The 14,265-nt window shown below is 74.0% G+C and carries 13 protein-coding genes; 3 read left to right on the top strand and 10 right to left on the bottom strand.

Going from position 1 to position 14,265, the window contains the following annotated elements; translation table 11 throughout:
• Positions 1-199: 199 nt before the first annotated feature.
• Entirely contained in the window at positions 200-877 is a 678-nt protein-coding gene (locus ACZ3UD_RS22625; protein WP_465590440.1) for a hypothetical protein, read from the top strand.
• 190 nt (positions 878-1,067) lie between these two features.
• On the opposite strand, the gene ACZ3UD_RS22620 is transcribed toward ACZ3UD_RS22625, so the two are convergent.
• From ACZ3UD_RS22620 to ACZ3UD_RS22605, 4 genes are all read right to left on the bottom strand, one after another.
• On the bottom strand, positions 1,068-2,228 hold the full coding sequence (locus ACZ3UD_RS22620; protein WP_465590437.1) for an Mrp/NBP35 family ATP-binding protein: 1,161 nt from the start codon (positions 2,226-2,228) through the stop codon (positions 1,068-1,070).
• Between the two features lie 56 nt (positions 2,229-2,284).
• The gene (locus ACZ3UD_RS22615) at positions 2,285-2,914 is read right to left on the bottom strand and encodes a DUF1003 domain-containing protein (RefSeq protein ID WP_465590434.1); all 630 of its coding nucleotides are present in this window, start codon (positions 2,912-2,914) and stop codon (positions 2,285-2,287) included.
• Entirely contained in the window at positions 2,904-4,190 is a 1,287-nt protein-coding gene (locus ACZ3UD_RS22610) for a magnesium transporter MgtE N-terminal domain-containing protein (protein WP_465590431.1), read from the bottom strand. The genes ACZ3UD_RS22615 and ACZ3UD_RS22610 overlap by 11 nt, the downstream gene beginning before the upstream one ends.
• A 153-nt stretch (positions 4,191-4,343) precedes the next feature.
• The gene (locus ACZ3UD_RS22605) at positions 4,344-4,883 is read right to left on the bottom strand and encodes a pyridoxamine 5'-phosphate oxidase family protein (protein ID WP_465590428.1); all 540 of its coding nucleotides are present in this window, start codon (positions 4,881-4,883) and stop codon (positions 4,344-4,346) included.
• A 163-nt stretch (positions 4,884-5,046) separates the two neighbouring features.
• Between ACZ3UD_RS22605 and ACZ3UD_RS22600 the strand changes: the two genes are divergently transcribed.
• Complete coding sequence (locus ACZ3UD_RS22600; RefSeq protein WP_465590425.1) at positions 5,047-5,976, top strand: DMT family transporter; 930 nt, start codon at positions 5,047-5,049, stop codon at positions 5,974-5,976.
• A 56-nt stretch (positions 5,977-6,032) separates the two neighbouring features.
• Here ACZ3UD_RS22600 and corA read toward each other — a convergent pair whose 3' ends face one another.
• Positions 6,033-7,154 carry a magnesium/cobalt transporter CorA gene (gene corA, locus ACZ3UD_RS22595; RefSeq protein ID WP_465590422.1) on the bottom strand — a complete coding sequence of 374 codons (1,122 nt, stop codon included), beginning with the start codon at positions 7,152-7,154 and terminating at the stop codon, positions 6,033-6,035.
• Between the two features lie 441 nt (positions 7,155-7,595).
• Here corA and ACZ3UD_RS22590 point away from each other — a divergent pair, with 441 nt between their 5' ends.
• Complete coding sequence (locus ACZ3UD_RS22590; protein WP_402942255.1) at positions 7,596-8,237, top strand: suppressor of fused domain protein; 642 nt, start codon at positions 7,596-7,598, stop codon at positions 8,235-8,237.
• 180 nt (positions 8,238-8,417) lie between these two features.
• Here ACZ3UD_RS22590 and ACZ3UD_RS22585 read toward each other — a convergent pair whose 3' ends face one another.
• The 5 genes from ACZ3UD_RS22585 to ACZ3UD_RS22565 all read right to left on the bottom strand — a co-directional run bounded on the left by ACZ3UD_RS22585 (position 8,418) and on the right by ACZ3UD_RS22565 (position 13,857).
• A complete protein-coding gene (locus ACZ3UD_RS22585) occupies positions 8,418-9,278 on the bottom strand; it encodes a PHP domain-containing protein (protein WP_465590418.1) in 861 nt (286 codons plus the stop codon).
• A gap of 54 nt (positions 9,279-9,332) precedes the next feature.
• On the bottom strand, positions 9,333-9,971 hold the full coding sequence (locus ACZ3UD_RS22580) for a DUF6758 family protein (RefSeq protein WP_465590414.1): 639 nt from the start codon (positions 9,969-9,971) through the stop codon (positions 9,333-9,335).
• A 308-nt stretch (positions 9,972-10,279) separates the two neighbouring features.
• The gene (locus tag ACZ3UD_RS22575) at positions 10,280-10,438 is read right to left on the bottom strand and encodes a hypothetical protein (protein WP_380615731.1); all 159 of its coding nucleotides are present in this window, start codon (positions 10,436-10,438) and stop codon (positions 10,280-10,282) included.
• A 398-nt stretch (positions 10,439-10,836) separates the two neighbouring features.
• On the bottom strand, positions 10,837-11,715 hold the full coding sequence (locus ACZ3UD_RS22570; RefSeq protein ID WP_465590411.1) for an alpha/beta fold hydrolase: 879 nt from the start codon (positions 11,713-11,715) through the stop codon (positions 10,837-10,839).
• Positions 11,716-11,895: 180 nt separating this feature from the next.
• Positions 11,896-13,857, bottom strand: a complete 1,962-nt coding sequence (locus ACZ3UD_RS22565; RefSeq protein ID WP_465590408.1) for a DEAD/DEAH box helicase — start codon at positions 13,855-13,857, stop codon at positions 11,896-11,898.
• Positions 13,858-14,265: the final 408 nt, after the last annotated feature.

Raw genomic sequence — 14,265 nt, 5'->3', positions numbered from 1 at the left:
AACACGACGCCACCGCCCCGCCCGGCCGTCCGGCTGAGCGGGGCGGCGGCATCCTCGCCGCTATTGTGCTGATTGTTCCCGCTGAGCCGTCCGTCACATCCGCGCTTGCGCGGACCAGGAACGGCCCCCGGGAACGCCGAGGTGCGCCACCATGGGAGCGCGCCACGGCAGGCATACGTGCGTTTGAGGAGGCCCGGGGATGGACGCGACGAGTCAGGCGGGAGGGGCGACGGCCACGGCCGGCGGCCCGGTGGTCGGCGGGCAGGCCGGCCCGGCGGATCCGCTGGTGCCCTACCTGTCCGCGGACTTCCCCTGGTACGGCCTGGACGACGGCTGGACCGGCCGCCGCTACCTGATGCAGGCCGGCGCCAGCGGCCCCCGCGGCGGGGCGGCCGGCAGCGTCGACTACGGCACCCTCGGCCACGGCGACGAGCCGGCCAAGCAGCACGAGCCGCGCGACATGCGCAAGTTCGCGGTCGTGGTCACCGTGGCCCGCCGCGACAGCCGCCGCAGCGCCGACAACACCGGCACCCTGGAGGCGACCTCCGCCTCCTCCGCCGCATGGCTGGCCGGCTCCGGCCTGCTCGCCGCGACCTGGCCCGGCCAGCTCGACCGCGTGCTGCGCCAGGACTGGCTGGACCAGCAGAGCAGCCTGGCGTGGGACCTCGCCGACGACCTGGCCGGCCCCGGCTGGTCCCCCCTCAGCCTGCCGGTCAACGGCCTGCCGCAGCCCTTCCGCTACCGCGAGTCCGAGTACGGCTGGGTGCTCGCGGGCGAGGCCCCCGGCGTCCTCCTCGGCGCCTTCGGCCGCGGCGTCAGCGCCTACGGCGTCGGCTTCGCCACCGTCCCCGACCTGGGCGGCTACACCCGGCCGTAGGGCCCGCGGACACGACGAGGGGCCGGGCGGAAAACCGCCCGGCCCCTGTTAGTCGCCCGCTCGCCTCCGGGGCGCTCTTGGCCCGGTGCCGACGGTCGGCGGGCACTGCGCCACCTCCTTCGTCGGCGGCTTGGCCCTTCTTCCTTTCGGCACCGGCCCGCCCCTTCGGCTCGGGGCGGGGGTCGCTCTGTCAGAACTTGTTCTTGGGCGTCAGCCCGAGCGACATGCCCGACAGGCCGCGCTGGCGGCCGCCGAGCTTGCCGGCCACGGCACGCAGGGCGGCGCCGGCCGGGGAGTCGGGGGCGGCGAGCACGACCGGGCGGCCGTCGTCGCCGCCCTCGCGCAGCCGCACGTCGATCGGGATCGAGCCGAGCACCGGGACGGTCGCGCCGACGGTGCGGGTGAGCGCGTCCGCGACGGTCTGGCCACCGCCGGTGCCGAAGACGTCGATCATCTCGTCGCAGTGCGGGCACGGCATGCCGGACATGTTCTCGATCACGCCGACGATCTTCTGGTGGGTCTGCACCGCGATGGTGCCGGCCCGCTCGGCCACCTCGGCGGCGGCCATCTGCGGGGTGGTGACGATCAGGATCTCCGCGTTGGGGATCAGCTGGGCCACCGAGATCGCGATGTCGCCGGTGCCGGGCGGCAGGTCCAGCAGCAGCACGTCCAGGTCGCCCCACCACACGTCGGCGAGGAACTGCTGCAGCGCGCGGTGCAGCATCGGGCCGCGCCAGACCACCGGGGCGTTGCCCGGGGTGAACATCCCGATCGAGATGACCTTCACGCCGTTCGCCTGCGGCGGCATGATCATGTCCTGGACCTGGGTCGGCCGGCCCTCGACACCCAGCATGCGCGGCACGCTGTGGCCGTAGATGTCGGCGTCCACCACGGCGACCTTCAGGCCGTCCGCGGCCATCGCGGCGGCCAGGTTGACCGTCACGGAGGACTTGCCGACGCCGCCCTTGCCGGAGGCGACGGCGTAGACGCGGGTCAGCGTGCCCGGCTTGGCGAACGGGATCTCCCGCTCGGGGGCGCCGCCGCGCAGCAGCTGGGAGAGCTCCTTGCGCTGCTCGTCGCTCATCACGTCGAGCTCGACCTCGATGCCGGTCACGCCCGGCACCCTGCCGACCGCCTCGCGGACCCGGGTGACGATGGTGTCGCGCATCGGACAGCCGGAGACGGTCAGGTAGACCGCGACGCGCACCGCGCCCCCCTCGGCGATCTCGACCGATTTCACCATGCCGATCTCGGTGATCGGGCGGTTGATCTCCGGGTCGTTGACGGTCGCCAGGGCCTCGCGCACGGACTCCTCCGTGACGCCGGCAGCGACCTCTGTCTCGTTGGCCATGCCTTGATGGTACGGCTCCGGGCGAACTGCTTAACCGGCCGGTAGCGTGCCGCCGGTCACAACGTCCCGGAGGCGTCCCGGCGTTCGTCCATCTCCTTGAGCAGGGACTGGAGCTCGAACCGAATGAAGTCCCGGGTGGCGACCTCGCCGAGCCCGTGCCGCAGCGCGGCGACCTCGCGGGCCAGGTACTCGGTGTCGGCGATGTTGCGGTCGCTGCGGGCCCGGTCCTGCTCCATGTTGACCCGGTCCCGGTTGTCCTGGCGGTTCTGCGCCAGCAGGATCAGCGGCGCCGCGTAGGAGGCCTGCAGCGACAGCGCCAGGGTCAGGAAGATGAACGGGTACTCGTCGAAGCGCACGGTGGCCGGCAGCAGGGAGTTCCACCCTATCCAGATGACGACCACCACCGTCATCCAGACGATGAACCGCCCGGTGCCGAGGAAGCGGGCGATCCGCTCCGACAGCACGCCGAAGGCCTCGGGGTCGTAGGACGGCAGCGAGAGCAGGCCGGGCCGAGCGGTGCGCGGCTGGTCGAGCCGGGTGCGGCCGGAACCGGTGATCGGGACGGTCTCCAGCCGGCCGCCGCCCTCGCGGGTGCGCAGCTCGCGCAGCTGGCGCAGCTCCCGCAGTTCGCGCTGCAGGCGCCGGCGCGCGGAGTCGTCCAGCCGTCCGTTGCGGTCACCGTCCATCGGCCATCTCCTCGCTCTCGTCGTCGCGGGCCTGCAGCGCGGCGTCGCGCCAGTCCTCGGGCAGCAGGTGGTCGAGCACGTCGTCGACGGTCACCGCGCCCAGCAGGTGGTCCGCCTCGTCCACGACCGGCGCGGACACCAGGTTGTAGGTCGCCAGGTAGCTGGTGACCAGCGACAGCGGGGTGTCCGGCGGCAGCGGGTCCAGGTCGTCGTCGACCAGCGAGCCGACCAGGACGTACGGGGGTTCGCGCAGCAGCCGCTGGAAGTGCACGGTGCCCAGGTAGCGGCCGGTCGGGGTCTCGTTCGGCGGGCGGCAGACGAAGATCTGGGCGGCCAGCGCGGGCTTGTGGTCGCTGATCCGGATCCGCGCCAGCGCCTCGGCGACCGTCGCGTCCGGCTCCAGCACGATCGGCTCGGTGGTCATCAGACCACCGGCGGTGTCCTCCTCGTACGACAGCAGGCGGCGCACCGGCGCGGCCTCGTCCGGCTCCATCAGCTGGAGCAGCCGCTCGGCCTCGTCGCCGGGCAGCTCGGACAGCAGGTCGGCGGCGTCGTCCGGGTCCATCGCCTCCAGGACGTCGGCGGCGCGCTCGTCCTTCAGCTTGCCGATGATCTCGACCTGGTCGTCCTCGGGCAGCTCCTCCATGACGTCCGCGAGCCGCTCGTCCGGCAGCGCGGCGGCCACCTCGGCGCGGCGCTTGGCGGACAGGTGGTGCATCACGCTGGCCAGGTCGGCCGGGCGCAGCTGTTCGAAGGTGGCGAGCAGGTTGGCCGCGCCCTGGTCCTGCTCGGGCTGCGAGAAGCCGGTGACGTCCTGCCAGTCCAGGGTGAGCCGCTCGCCCTTGCCCTTGCGCAGCCGGCCGGCCCGGCCGACCTGGACGAAGACCTTGCTGATCTCCCACTCGCGCAGGCGGGCCTGCACCATGCCGATGTCCAGCACGGTGACGTCCTCACCGGTCTTGGTCCAGGTGACGGTACGGTCCAGCAGCTCGGCGAGAACCAGGGTCTCGGCCGGGCGCTGCTCGAAGCGCCGCAGGTTGATCAGGCCGGTGGTGAGCACCTGGCCGGACTCCAGGCTGGTCACCCTGGTCATCGGCAGGAAGATCCGGCGCCGGCCGACGACCTCGACCACCAGGCCGAGCACCCGCGGCGGGCGGCCGCCGAGCCGCAGCGAGACCACCACGTCCCGGACCCGCCCAACCTGGTCGCCGTTCGGGTCGAAGACCGCGATGGCGGAGAGATGGGAGATGAAGACCCGGGTTCCTGGCCCTGCCATGGACTCCCTCTGATCGCTCGACGCCTCGGCAAGGGTGCGCCGAGCACACCCGCGGCCCAAGGCTACCCGCGTGCCGGGGGCCGGGCCCGCTGTGGCACGGTAGCGGCCGCAGGAGCCGTGGACGCCAACTCCTCCTTACGGCTCGGGCAGCCCTCAGCGGCGCTTGAACAGCAGCTTGGGCAGTCCGGCCGGGATCGGGCGGCGGGTGGTGGCCGGGGTGGGCATCGGCCGGGCCGCGTGCGAGTCCTCCGGCATCGCGCCCGGGCGTTCACTGAGCGCGCCGACCGGTTCCAGCCGCAGCACCCGGCACTCCCGGGCCCAGCGCTCGGCGATGGCGTCGGTGTCGGGCGCGTTCAGCCGCTTGCCCTTGAGCTCCTCCACGGCGCCCCGCCAGGCCTCGCTGTCCGGCGCCAGCTCCACCACCCTGGCGCCCCAGCCGGTCAGCCGACCGCCCTTGTCCTTGCTGCGCACCGTGACCACGGCCCGGGAGCCGGCCTCCAGACCGTGCAGCGGCTGCTCGCCGCCCCCGCCGACCACCACCACCGCACCGTCGTGCCAGGCGTGCCAGAGCGGACGGGCCTGCTCCTGGCCGTCCGCGCGCACCCAGAGCAGACCGGACTTCTTCGCGGCCTCCTCCAGCAGGGCCTGGTCGAGGAAGTCGTCGGCGGTCGAGGCGGCGGGCGTACGGTCCATGGCGGACAGCGTACGGCTTCGCCCCCGCCGCCGTCCCTTCCTGTCCACCAGACGTCTCAGCTCCTGTCCACCGGATGTCTCAGCCTCCGGGCGACAGTTCCATTGCGAAGCCACGGGCCTTACCGTATGAGCGCCCAACCACCGTGACCAGCGAAGGAGCGCCGTGCCCGCCGCCCGGCCCGCGACCGCCCCTGCCATCCCCGCCGCCGCCGACCCGCGGCCCGCGCACCCGCTCCCCACCCTCGACCTGCTGCTGCTCGCCGTCTCCATCGCCGGCATCTCGTTCTCCGGCCCGCTGATCAGCGCCACCGCCGCGCCCGCCCTGGCGATCGCCCTCTGGCGCAACGTCATGTCCGTCGGCGTCCTCGGCCCCTACGCGCTGCTGCGCCACCGCGCCGAACTGCGCGGCATCGGCCGTCGGGCGCTGCTGCTCGCGATCGCCGCCGGCGCGCTGCTCGCCGTCCACTTCGCGCTCTGGATGCCCAGCCTGCGGATGACCTCGGTGGCCTCCGCCACCGCCCTGGTCACCACCACCCCGCTGTGGACCATCCTGCTGATGCGGCTGTTCGGCGTCCGCGCCCCCCGCATGGTCTGGCTCGGCACCGTCGTCGCCTTCGCCGGCGTGCTGGTGCTCACCGGCGTGGACCTCTCGCTCTCCCCGCGCGCCCTGCTCGGCGACGCCCTCGCCCTGGCCGCCGGACTCGCCGCGGCCGGGTACATGCTGCTCGGCGCCGAGGTCCGCAAGACCGTCAGCACCACCGGGTACACCCTGGTCTGCTACACCACCACGGCGGTCGGCCTGCTGGCCATCTGCCTGGCCGCCGGGACGCCGCTGTCCGGCTGGTCGGCCGGGGCCTGGTGGCAGATCGTGCTGCTGATGGTCGCCGCTCAGCTGCTCGGGCACTCGCTCAGCAACCGGGTGGTGCGCAACCTCGGCCCGTCCGTCACCTCCACCGCGATCCTGCTGGAGACCCCGGGCGCCGCCCTGATCGCCGCCCTCTGGCTCGGCCAGTGGCCCCCGGCGGCCGCCTACCCGGCGGTGGTGCTGATCCTGCTCGGACTGGTCCTGGTCGCCCGCGGCGGACGCAGGTAGCGGGCCAGGGCGTGTCCGACGATTCGCGCGCCCGGCGGGAATCGTCGGACACGCCCTTAGAGCCAGCCGTTGCGGCGGAAGCCCCGGTACATCCCCACGCAGATCAGCGTGACCGCGCCGAGCACCGTCGGATAGCCGTACGGGTTGTGCAGCTCCGGCATGTAGTCGAAGTTCATCCCGTACACGCCGGTGATCATGGTGGGCACCGCGAAGATCGCCGCCCAGGCGGTGATCTTCCGCATGTCCTCGTTCTGCGCCACCGACACCTGCGCCAGGTTCGCCTGCAGCAGCGAGTTCAGCAGCTCGTCGAAACCGTGCACCTGCTCGGTCACCCGGGCCAGGTGGTCCGCGACGTCCCGGAAGTACTTCTGGATGTCCGGGTCCACCAGGCCCTGCGACGGCTCCGACAACTGCTGCATCGGACGCAGCAGCGGCGCCACCGCGCGCTTGAACTCCAGCACCTCGCGCTTGAGTTGGTAGACCCGGCCGACATCGGCGCTGCGCCCGCCCTTGGCCGAGAAGACGCCGTACTCGATCTCGTCCACGTCGTTCTGCAGCCGCTCGGCGACCAGCAGGTAGTTGTCCACCACGTGGTCGGCGATCGCGTGCAGCACCGCGGACGGCCCCTTGGCGAGCAGCCCGGACTCGTCCGCGTCCGCCTCCAGCCGGTGCCGCAGCTCCTGCAGCGAACCGTGGCCGCCGTGCCGGACGGTGATCACGAAGTCCCGCCCGGCGAACACCATCAGCTCGCCGGTCTCCACCACCTCGCTGGTGGGCGTGAGCTGGTCGTGCTCGACGTAGCGGATGGTCTTGAAGACGGCGAAGAGGACGTCGTCGTAGCGTTCCACCTTAGGCCGCTGGTGGGCGTGCACCGCGTCCTCCACCGCGAGCGGGTGCAGGCCGAAGCGCTGGGCGATGCCCTCGAACTCCGCCTCGGTCGGCTCGTGCAGCCCGATCCAGCTGAACGAGCCTGCGCTGTCCGGGAATTGGTGCGCCGCCTTGACCCGGCGGGCGGCCTCGCGCGGGCTGCAGGTCTCGCCGTTGCGCCGGCCGTGCTGGTAGACCGCGCAGTCCACGACCGCCGAGCCGCTGCCTTCCGGCACGGCGTCGTACGGACCGGAGACGCCCCGACGACGGTTGGTGCGGACGGCGGCGCGCAGGCTGTTGATCATCGACATGGCAGGCTCCCTGGGGCAGGAGCCGTCGCACGGCGGCACGGAGAACGCGGGAAAGCAGGGCCGTGGTGCGACGGCGAGGAACACCGGTGAAGGGGATGAGGGTGCTCTCCCGGCCGGTCCGTCCGCCGTCGGTCCGCGCCCGGGGCCACTACGGCTGGATCAGCCGCTACGGCCTGCGAGGCGAGGGATGCGGGGAAGTCGGGGCCGGGCAGAGCTGCCGGTACTGCATGGTCGGCCGGTATCCACCGCAACCACCTCCTTCGCGCCGCCGCCCCGGGACGAACGATCCCGGTGGCCAGTCGCTCACCCTAACATCTGACCGGACATCGGCGCCGAGGGATTTCCCCGTCCTCTACGGGCCCTTGACGGGCCCGCCCCGCCCGCCGCCCGGCCCGCCGCCCCCGCGCTGCCCGCGCGACCCGGCGGGTTACGCTCACCGGCATGGCCCATGACTTCCCGTCCTTCGGCGACCCCCACGGCGGCAGCTCCCCGGAGCTCACCCGGGAGGCGGTGCTGGCCGCCGTCGAGGCCCGGCTGATCTCCACCTTCGGCGAGCCGAGCGGCCGCGCCGCCGTCACCTTCCTCGGAGCCGACCGGATCGAGGTGCTGCGCTTCGGCCCGGACGCCGAGGGCCTGGTCCGCTACACCACGCTCGGGATGGCCGCCGCGCCGATGGCCGACCCGACCGCGCTGGTCGCCGACCAGCTGCGCGGCCCCCGGGTCGAACTGGTGCTGACCGTGCGCGGCGGGCACGACAGCGTGCTGCGCAGCCTCGCCACCTTCGCCGCGACCCCGCAGGTCGAGGGCCTGGTGGTGGCCCCGGGCGGCTCGCTGGACCTCGGTGCCCCGCTGTGGGACGGCGCCCCCTTCACCTCGGTGCTGGCCGCCGAGCCGGGCGGCCTGGTCGAGGACCTCGAACTGGCCGAACCCGCCGAGCCGGTGCGCTTCCTGCCGCTGCTGCCGATGACGCCCAACGAGGCGGGCTGGAAGCGGGTGCACGGCGCGGCCGCGCTCCAGGAGCGCTGGCTGGACCAGGGCACCGACCTGAGGGACCCGGACCGGCGCGGCGTCCGGCTGGACTGACGGCCGCTCAGGCGGGGCGTAGGGACGTAGGGGGCGTGCGGGCTGCTGTGCGTGCCCGTGCCGCGCCCCCGTACGCCGGAGTGCGGCCGGGGAGTGCCAGCCGCTCGTACGGCTACTCGTACGGTTACCCGTACGGCTACTCGTGCGGCCGATCGGCTCGGCGTAGCGCGCCGGACCGGCTCAGCGCTCGATCGGCTTGGCCCCGGTCGCCTGCGCCAGCAGCGCCTCGTACACCGCCGGGTCGGTGGTGTGCTCGCCGAGCCGGACGGTCTTGCGGCTGCCGTGGTAATCGCTGGAGCCGGTGACCAGCAGGCCCAGCTCGCCCGCCAGGCCGCGCAGCCGCTGCCGGGTCTCCTCGTCGTGGTCGGTGTGGTCGACCTCCAGCGCGGCCAGCCCGGCCGCCGCGAGGTCGGCGATCACCTGGTCCGAGACCGTCCGGCCGCGCTTGACCGCGCCGGGGTGGGCGAAGACCGGCACCCCGCCGGCCGCCCGGACCAGCCGGACCGCCTCCACCGGGTCGGTCTCGTGCTTGCGCACGTCCGCCCGGCCGCCGTTGGCCAGCCAGTCCGGGGTGAAGGCGTCCGAGACGGTGGCCACCACGCCCGCCTCGACCAGCGCACTGGCGATGTGCGGCCGCCCGACCGAGCCGGCCCCGGCGATCCGCTGCACCTGTTCCCAGCTGATGTCCGCGCCGAGCTCGCGGCAGCGCTCGACGATCGCCCGCCCGCGCCGGAACCGGTCGGTGCGCACCAGCTCCCGCTCGCGCGCGAACTCCGGCTCCTGCGGGTCGAACAGGTACGCCAGCAGGTGCATGCTGATGTCGCCCACCGCGCAGGACAGTTCGGCGCCCGGGACGACGGTCAGCCGGGTACCCTCCGGCAGCGCGCGCACCGCCCCGGCGGCCTCGGTGTGGCCGGCGACGGTGTCGTGGTCGGTGAGCGCCACCACGTCGAGGCCGGCGGCGACCGCCGCGGCGACCAGCTCGGCCGGGCTGTCGGTGCCGTCGGAGGCGTTGCTGTGGGCGTGCAGGTCGATGCGCACGGGGCGGACTCCTGGAGGCTCGTGGGTGCCGCCCAGGATAGGCCGCTCAGGCGTTCAGCCGAACAGACGGGGGGAGAGGGCCCCACAGGGCAGCAGGTCCAGCTCGGCGCCGGCCTCGCGCAGGTCGGTGAGCACCAGCTCGTCGTACATCACCAGGGCGGACTGCTCGGGCCAGGCGATCGCCCAGAGCCAGAGCCCGCGGGCCTCGCCGACGAACACCGCGCGGTCGGCCGGGGCGTCCGGGACGTGGAACATCGGGGTGGGGCGCCCGGCGGCCATCAGCTTGGCGTCGGCGGGCTTGTAGAGGCCGACCGAGTCGCCCGGGTCCGGCCCGGGCAGTCCGGCGTAGCGTGCGCCGAGCCCGACGCCCAGCTCCTCGGCGACCAGCACCAGCTCGCCGAAGCCGCCGAGCGGCGCCGGACCGGAGCAGGCGACGGCGGTGGCGCGGGCGCCCGAGACGTCGTCGCCGACGTGGCCGATGCCGGTGTAGAGCCAGCCGACCGGGAGCGGCCAGGGCAGCCAGACCGGGACCTGTGAGCGGGCGACGGCCACGCCCAGGGCTTCCACACTCGGGGGCAGCACGGGCTGCATCGGGTGCACGGCTCCGTGCCGGTTGCACTGCCAGGTGTCTGAGAACAGACCGGGGGCGCGGACCCGACCGGCGCACCTCGGGCAGCTTGGCTCGCCCCTCATAGCCGACAACGCTCCTCCCTCCGGACCGCCGCGTCAAGGACGATCACCCGTACGGACGGCTCGGCGGCACCTGTCGGTGGCGGACTCCCGGCGGTCACGGGGTGGGCGCGGCTCAGGCGGTTCCCGTTGGGGGATGTCCCGTCGCGGACGGCGGCAAACGTCGTGCGGGTCAGGCCCCGGACGCGCTGACGCCCCGTCATCGTCGAATGCGGTGACAGGGCGTCAGTCGGGTATCGGAACGTCCGGATCGGACGCGCCAGGCTCGTCGGCGGCGGGTGAGGGCTCCCGGTCGGAGGCGCCGCGCCTGGTCAGACGGTCGGGCACGGGCGGATGAGCAGGCGCTCGCCGGTGCGGGCGGCGGCCTCGACGTACTCGCGGACGGTCTCGGCGTCGGCGATCAGGCGGTCGGTGGCGGAGCCGTCGGTGTCGTCCAGTCGGAGGATCTCGAAGCGCATGGGCTTGGTCATGGGCGTCTCCTTTCCTGGCCCCGCGGGGCGGGGCGATTGCGGCTGAGTCGGTATCAGCCCTTTCGGGGTCTTGCGGATCCGGCGGTACGGCCGGACCGATCGCGTCGTACGTGCGGCGGTCTGCTGCGGCAAGGGCTCCCCCTACTTGCCTGGTGCGTCCAATGCCTCGTGCAACCACGGTGTCGTGGCGGTGCTACTGGGCCGTTGCCCGTCCGTAACGTCCAGGTTTCGCCTGATCGGCAACCGCGTGCGGGTCGGCGATGAGTCCCGGACAGAATCAAAGATTACCGTAACTAACGAATTTTGTCCCGCGCTGAGGACGGTCGGACTTCCAGAAGTGGTTCAGACCACTCCGGTAAGGGTGCCGGGCGGGGCCCAGCGCAGGCCGCGGCTGCGGCTCAGGCCCAGAACGCCGCCAGCGCCTCGGCCGTGACGGCCGGCTGCTCGGCGTTGGGGGAGTGGCCCGCGTCCGCGACGACCACCCGGCGGGCGCCCAGCCGCTCCGCCATCCGGGACTGCTCCGGCACCGGCCAGGCGTAGTCCCGCACCCCGGACAGCACCAGCACCGGCAGCGCCCCGGCGGCCACCGCCGCCAACTCGTCCACCCGGTCCGGCGCGGCCACCAGGTGCCTGCCGAACACGGCCAGCGCCTGCGGCACGTTCGCCACCCAGCGGCGGTGCAGGAACTCCGTGACCTCCGGCTCCAGGACGGGCTTGGGCGTGTCGCCGCTCTCGTCCATCTGCCGCATGACCTGCCAGATCTCCTCCAGGGTCAGCACCGGCAGGGCGTCCAGCAGCAGCTTGGTCCGGGCCGCCTCGGCCGGGTCGATCGCCCCCGGCCCGGTGGCCATCAAGGTCAGCGAACGCCAGGGCAGCGGCCCCGCCGCGGCGGCCGCGATCACGGCCTCCCGCACCACCTGACCGCCGAAGGAGTGCCCTAGCAGGTGCACCGGCCCGTCCTCGGCCGCCAGCACCTCGGTCAGCGCCCGCACGTCCGCGCCCAGCGCCGAGAGCTTGTACGCGGCCGCCTCGTCCGGCCCGCCGGTCTCGTACTGCCCCCGCTGGTCCACGGCCGTCACCCGGTACCCGGCCGCCGCCAGCGGCTCCAGCAGCCCGATGAAGTCCTCCTTGCTGCCCGTGAACCCCGGCACCAGCAAGGCCGACCCCCGCGCAGGCCCGTCCGGCTCCGCCCGCAACGCCGCGAACTCCCCGCGCGCGGTCACCACGCGCTCCGCCCGGGCACAACCGGGCAGGGTCAGGAACGGCGGAGTACTCATGGGCAGCTTCCCTCCCGCGACAGGCCGACCCTCCGAGCTTAGGGGGTCGTGACACCCACTCCCACCAGCCCGGACGCCGACGGCGCGCCGCGGGTTGTCGCCCCGCGGTGGTGGGTGGGAATGCCCGAGGGGGCGGGCGGGGCCGTTACGGCTCCGCCCGCCCCCTCGGGGTGGGAGGTGTCAGCTCTCCGGGGTGGCCGCGGCCTTGCGGGTGCGGGTGCGCTTGCGCGGGGCCGGCACCTCGGCGGGGGTCTCGGTGACCGGGGCCTGCGGGGCGGTCTCCGCGACGGCCTTGGGCTTGCGGGTCCGGGTACGGGCCGCGGGCTTCTCGCCCGGCGCCTCGGCGGCGGCCTCGACCGGCGCCCCGACGACGGCCTCGACGGCCTCGGCCTTCGGCTTGCGGGTGCGGGTCCGGGGGGCGGGCTTCTCCTCGACCGGGGCCTCGGTCGCCGCCTCGACGGCCTCGGCCTTGGGCTTGCGGGCCCGGGTGCGGGTCGCCGGCTTCTCGGCCGGGGCGGCCTCGACCGGGGCCTCGACGACGGCCTCGACGACGGCCTCGACGGCCTCCGCCTTCGGCTTGCGGGTCCGGGTGCGGCGCGGCTTCTCCTCGACGACCGGCTCGACGACCGGCTCGGCGACGGTCTCGACGGCCGGAGCCGCCTCGACCACGGCCCCGGTCGCCGCCACGGCGGCCTCGGCCACGGCGGCGCCACCGCGCGAACGGCGGCGGCGACGGCGCGGCGCGGCCTCGCCCTCGGCGCCCTCGACGGCCGGGGCCCTCTCGGTCACCGGAGCGGCAGCGGCGGCCTCGCCCTCGGCGCCGACCTCCGAGCCGCGGCGGGTGCGGCGGCGCTCACGGGTGCGGCGCGGCTTCTCCTCCGCCGGGGTCTCGACGGCGGCGCGGCCCGGGCCGCTCCGCCCGCCGCGGCCGGGGCGGGAACCGCGTCCGCCGGTCTCGCCGAGGTCCTCGATCTCCTCCGCGCCGAGCCCGGCCCGGGTGCGCTCCGAGCGCGGCAGCACCCCCTTGGTGCCCGGCGCGATCTTCAGCAGCTCGTACAGGTGCGGCGAGGTGGAGTAGGTCTCCTCCGGCTCGTTGAACGGCAGGTCCAGCGCCTTGTTGATCAGCTGCCAGCGCGGGATGTCGTCCCAGTCGACCAGGGTGACGGCCGTACCGGAGGCGCCGGCCCGGCCGGTGCGGCCGATCCGGTGCAGGTAGGTCTTCTCGTCCTCGGGGCACTGGTAGTTGATGACGTGGGTGACGCCCTCGACGTCGATGCCGCGGGCCGCGACGTCGGTGCAGACCAGCACGTCGACCTTGCCGTTGCGGAAGGCCCGCAGGGCCTGCTCGCGGGCGCCCTGGCCGAGGTCGCCGTGGACCGCGCCGGCCGCGAAGCCGCGCTGGGTCAGCTGGTCGGAGACGTCGGCCGCGGTGCGCTTGGTGCGGCAGAAGATCATCGCCAGCCCGCGGCCGTCGGCCTGGAGGATGCGCGAGACCGTCTCGACCTTGTCCAGCGAGTGCGCACGGAAGATGTGCTGCTCGATGTTGGCGACGGTCGAGCCGGTGTCGTCCGGGGCGGTGGCCCGGATGTGGGTCGGCTGGCTCATGTACCGGCGGGCGAGGCTGATCACCTGGCCCGGCATGGTGGCCGAGAACAGCAGCGTCTGCCGCTTGGCCGGCAGCATGGTGATGATCTTCTCGACGTCCGGCAGGAAGCCGAGGTCGAGCATCTCGTCGGCCTCGTCCAGGACCAGCGCGCGGACCTTGGACAGGTTGAGCTTCCTCTGCCCGGCCAGGTCCAGCAGTCGGCCGGGGGTGCCGACCACGATGTCGACGCCCTTGGCGAGCGCCTCGACCTGCGGCTCGTACGCCCGGCCGCCGTAGACGGCCAGGACCCGCACGTCGCGGACCTTGCCGGCGGTCTGCAGGTCGTTGGTGACCTGGGTGCAGAGCTCACGCGTCGGGACGACGATCAGCGCCTGCGGGAATTCGGAGAGCTGCTCCTCGGTGGCCCGGTCGGCGTCAACGTCGGCGCGCACGACGACCCGCTCGATCAGCGGGAGGCCGAAGCCGAGGGTCTTGCCGGTGCCGGTCTTGGCCTGGCCGATGACGTCGTGGCCGGTCAGCGCGACCGGGAGGGTCATCTCCTGGATCGGGAAGGGATGGACGATGCCGACGGACTCGAGTGCCTCGGCGGTCTCCGGGAGGATCCCCAGGTCCCGGAACGTCGTCTTGATGGGTTCAGCGGTGGTGGACAGGGTGCTGCCTCTTCCGTTTTCGGAGGGGCCGAGAGCGAGCGGCGGGCGGGCAGCCGCGCGGCTGCGTACGGGCCTGGGCGGCCCTGATTACAGCTGCGCGGACGCACAACCGCGCCGGTCCCTGCGGCCGGCCGGTGCGCGCGGCCCGGTGCGGGGCGCGTCGCCGGCGGCGTCGGGGAGGGTTCCCGTGAGGGACCTGCGCGGGACCTCCGCCAGGGGGCGTGGTCTCGGCGGCCCTCGCTCGGCCACTGATGCGGTGCCAAGGCTTGAAGTCCAAGCCATGGTCGGAGCCGA

The organism is Kitasatospora sp. NPDC023118, from assembly GCF_055560875.1.
The sequence above is the reverse complement of the archived record's forward strand: the minus strand, read 5'-3'. Positions and strand labels throughout refer to the sequence as shown.

What these genes read in the sequence shown, in the direction of transcription:
- ACZ3UD_RS22625 (WP_465590440.1), top strand. Translation starts at nt 200, where the DNA reads ATGGACGCGACGAGTCAGGCGGGAGGGGCGACGGCCACGGCCGGCGGC.
- ACZ3UD_RS22620 (WP_465590437.1), bottom strand. Translation starts at nt 2,228, where the DNA reads ATGGCCAACGAGACAGAGGTCGCTGCCGGCGTCACGGAGGAGTCCGTG.
- ACZ3UD_RS22615 (WP_465590434.1), bottom strand. Translation starts at nt 2,914, where the DNA reads ATGGACGGTGACCGCAACGGACGGCTGGACGACTCCGCGCGCCGGCGC.
- ACZ3UD_RS22610 (WP_465590431.1), bottom strand. Translation starts at nt 4,190, where the DNA reads ATGGCAGGGCCAGGAACCCGGGTCTTCATCTCCCATCTCTCCGCCATC.
- ACZ3UD_RS22605 (WP_465590428.1), bottom strand. Translation starts at nt 4,883, where the DNA reads ATGGACCGTACGCCCGCCGCCTCGACCGCCGACGACTTCCTCGACCAG.
- corA (WP_465590422.1), bottom strand. Translation starts at nt 7,154, where the DNA reads ATGTCGATGATCAACAGCCTGCGCGCCGCCGTCCGCACCAACCGTCGT.
- ACZ3UD_RS22590 (WP_402942255.1), top strand. Translation starts at nt 7,596, where the DNA reads ATGGCCCATGACTTCCCGTCCTTCGGCGACCCCCACGGCGGCAGCTCC.
- ACZ3UD_RS22580 (WP_465590414.1), bottom strand. Translation starts at nt 9,971, where the DNA reads ATGAGGGGCGAGCCAAGCTGCCCGAGGTGCGCCGGTCGGGTCCGCGCC.
- ACZ3UD_RS22575 (WP_380615731.1), bottom strand. Translation starts at nt 10,438, where the DNA reads ATGACCAAGCCCATGCGCTTCGAGATCCTCCGACTGGACGACACCGAC.
- ACZ3UD_RS22570 (WP_465590411.1), bottom strand. Translation starts at nt 11,715, where the DNA reads ATGAGTACTCCGCCGTTCCTGACCCTGCCCGGTTGTGCCCGGGCGGAG.
- ACZ3UD_RS22565 (WP_465590408.1), bottom strand. Translation starts at nt 13,857, where the DNA reads ATGACCCTCCCGGTCGCGCTGACCGGCCACGACGTCATCGGCCAGGCC.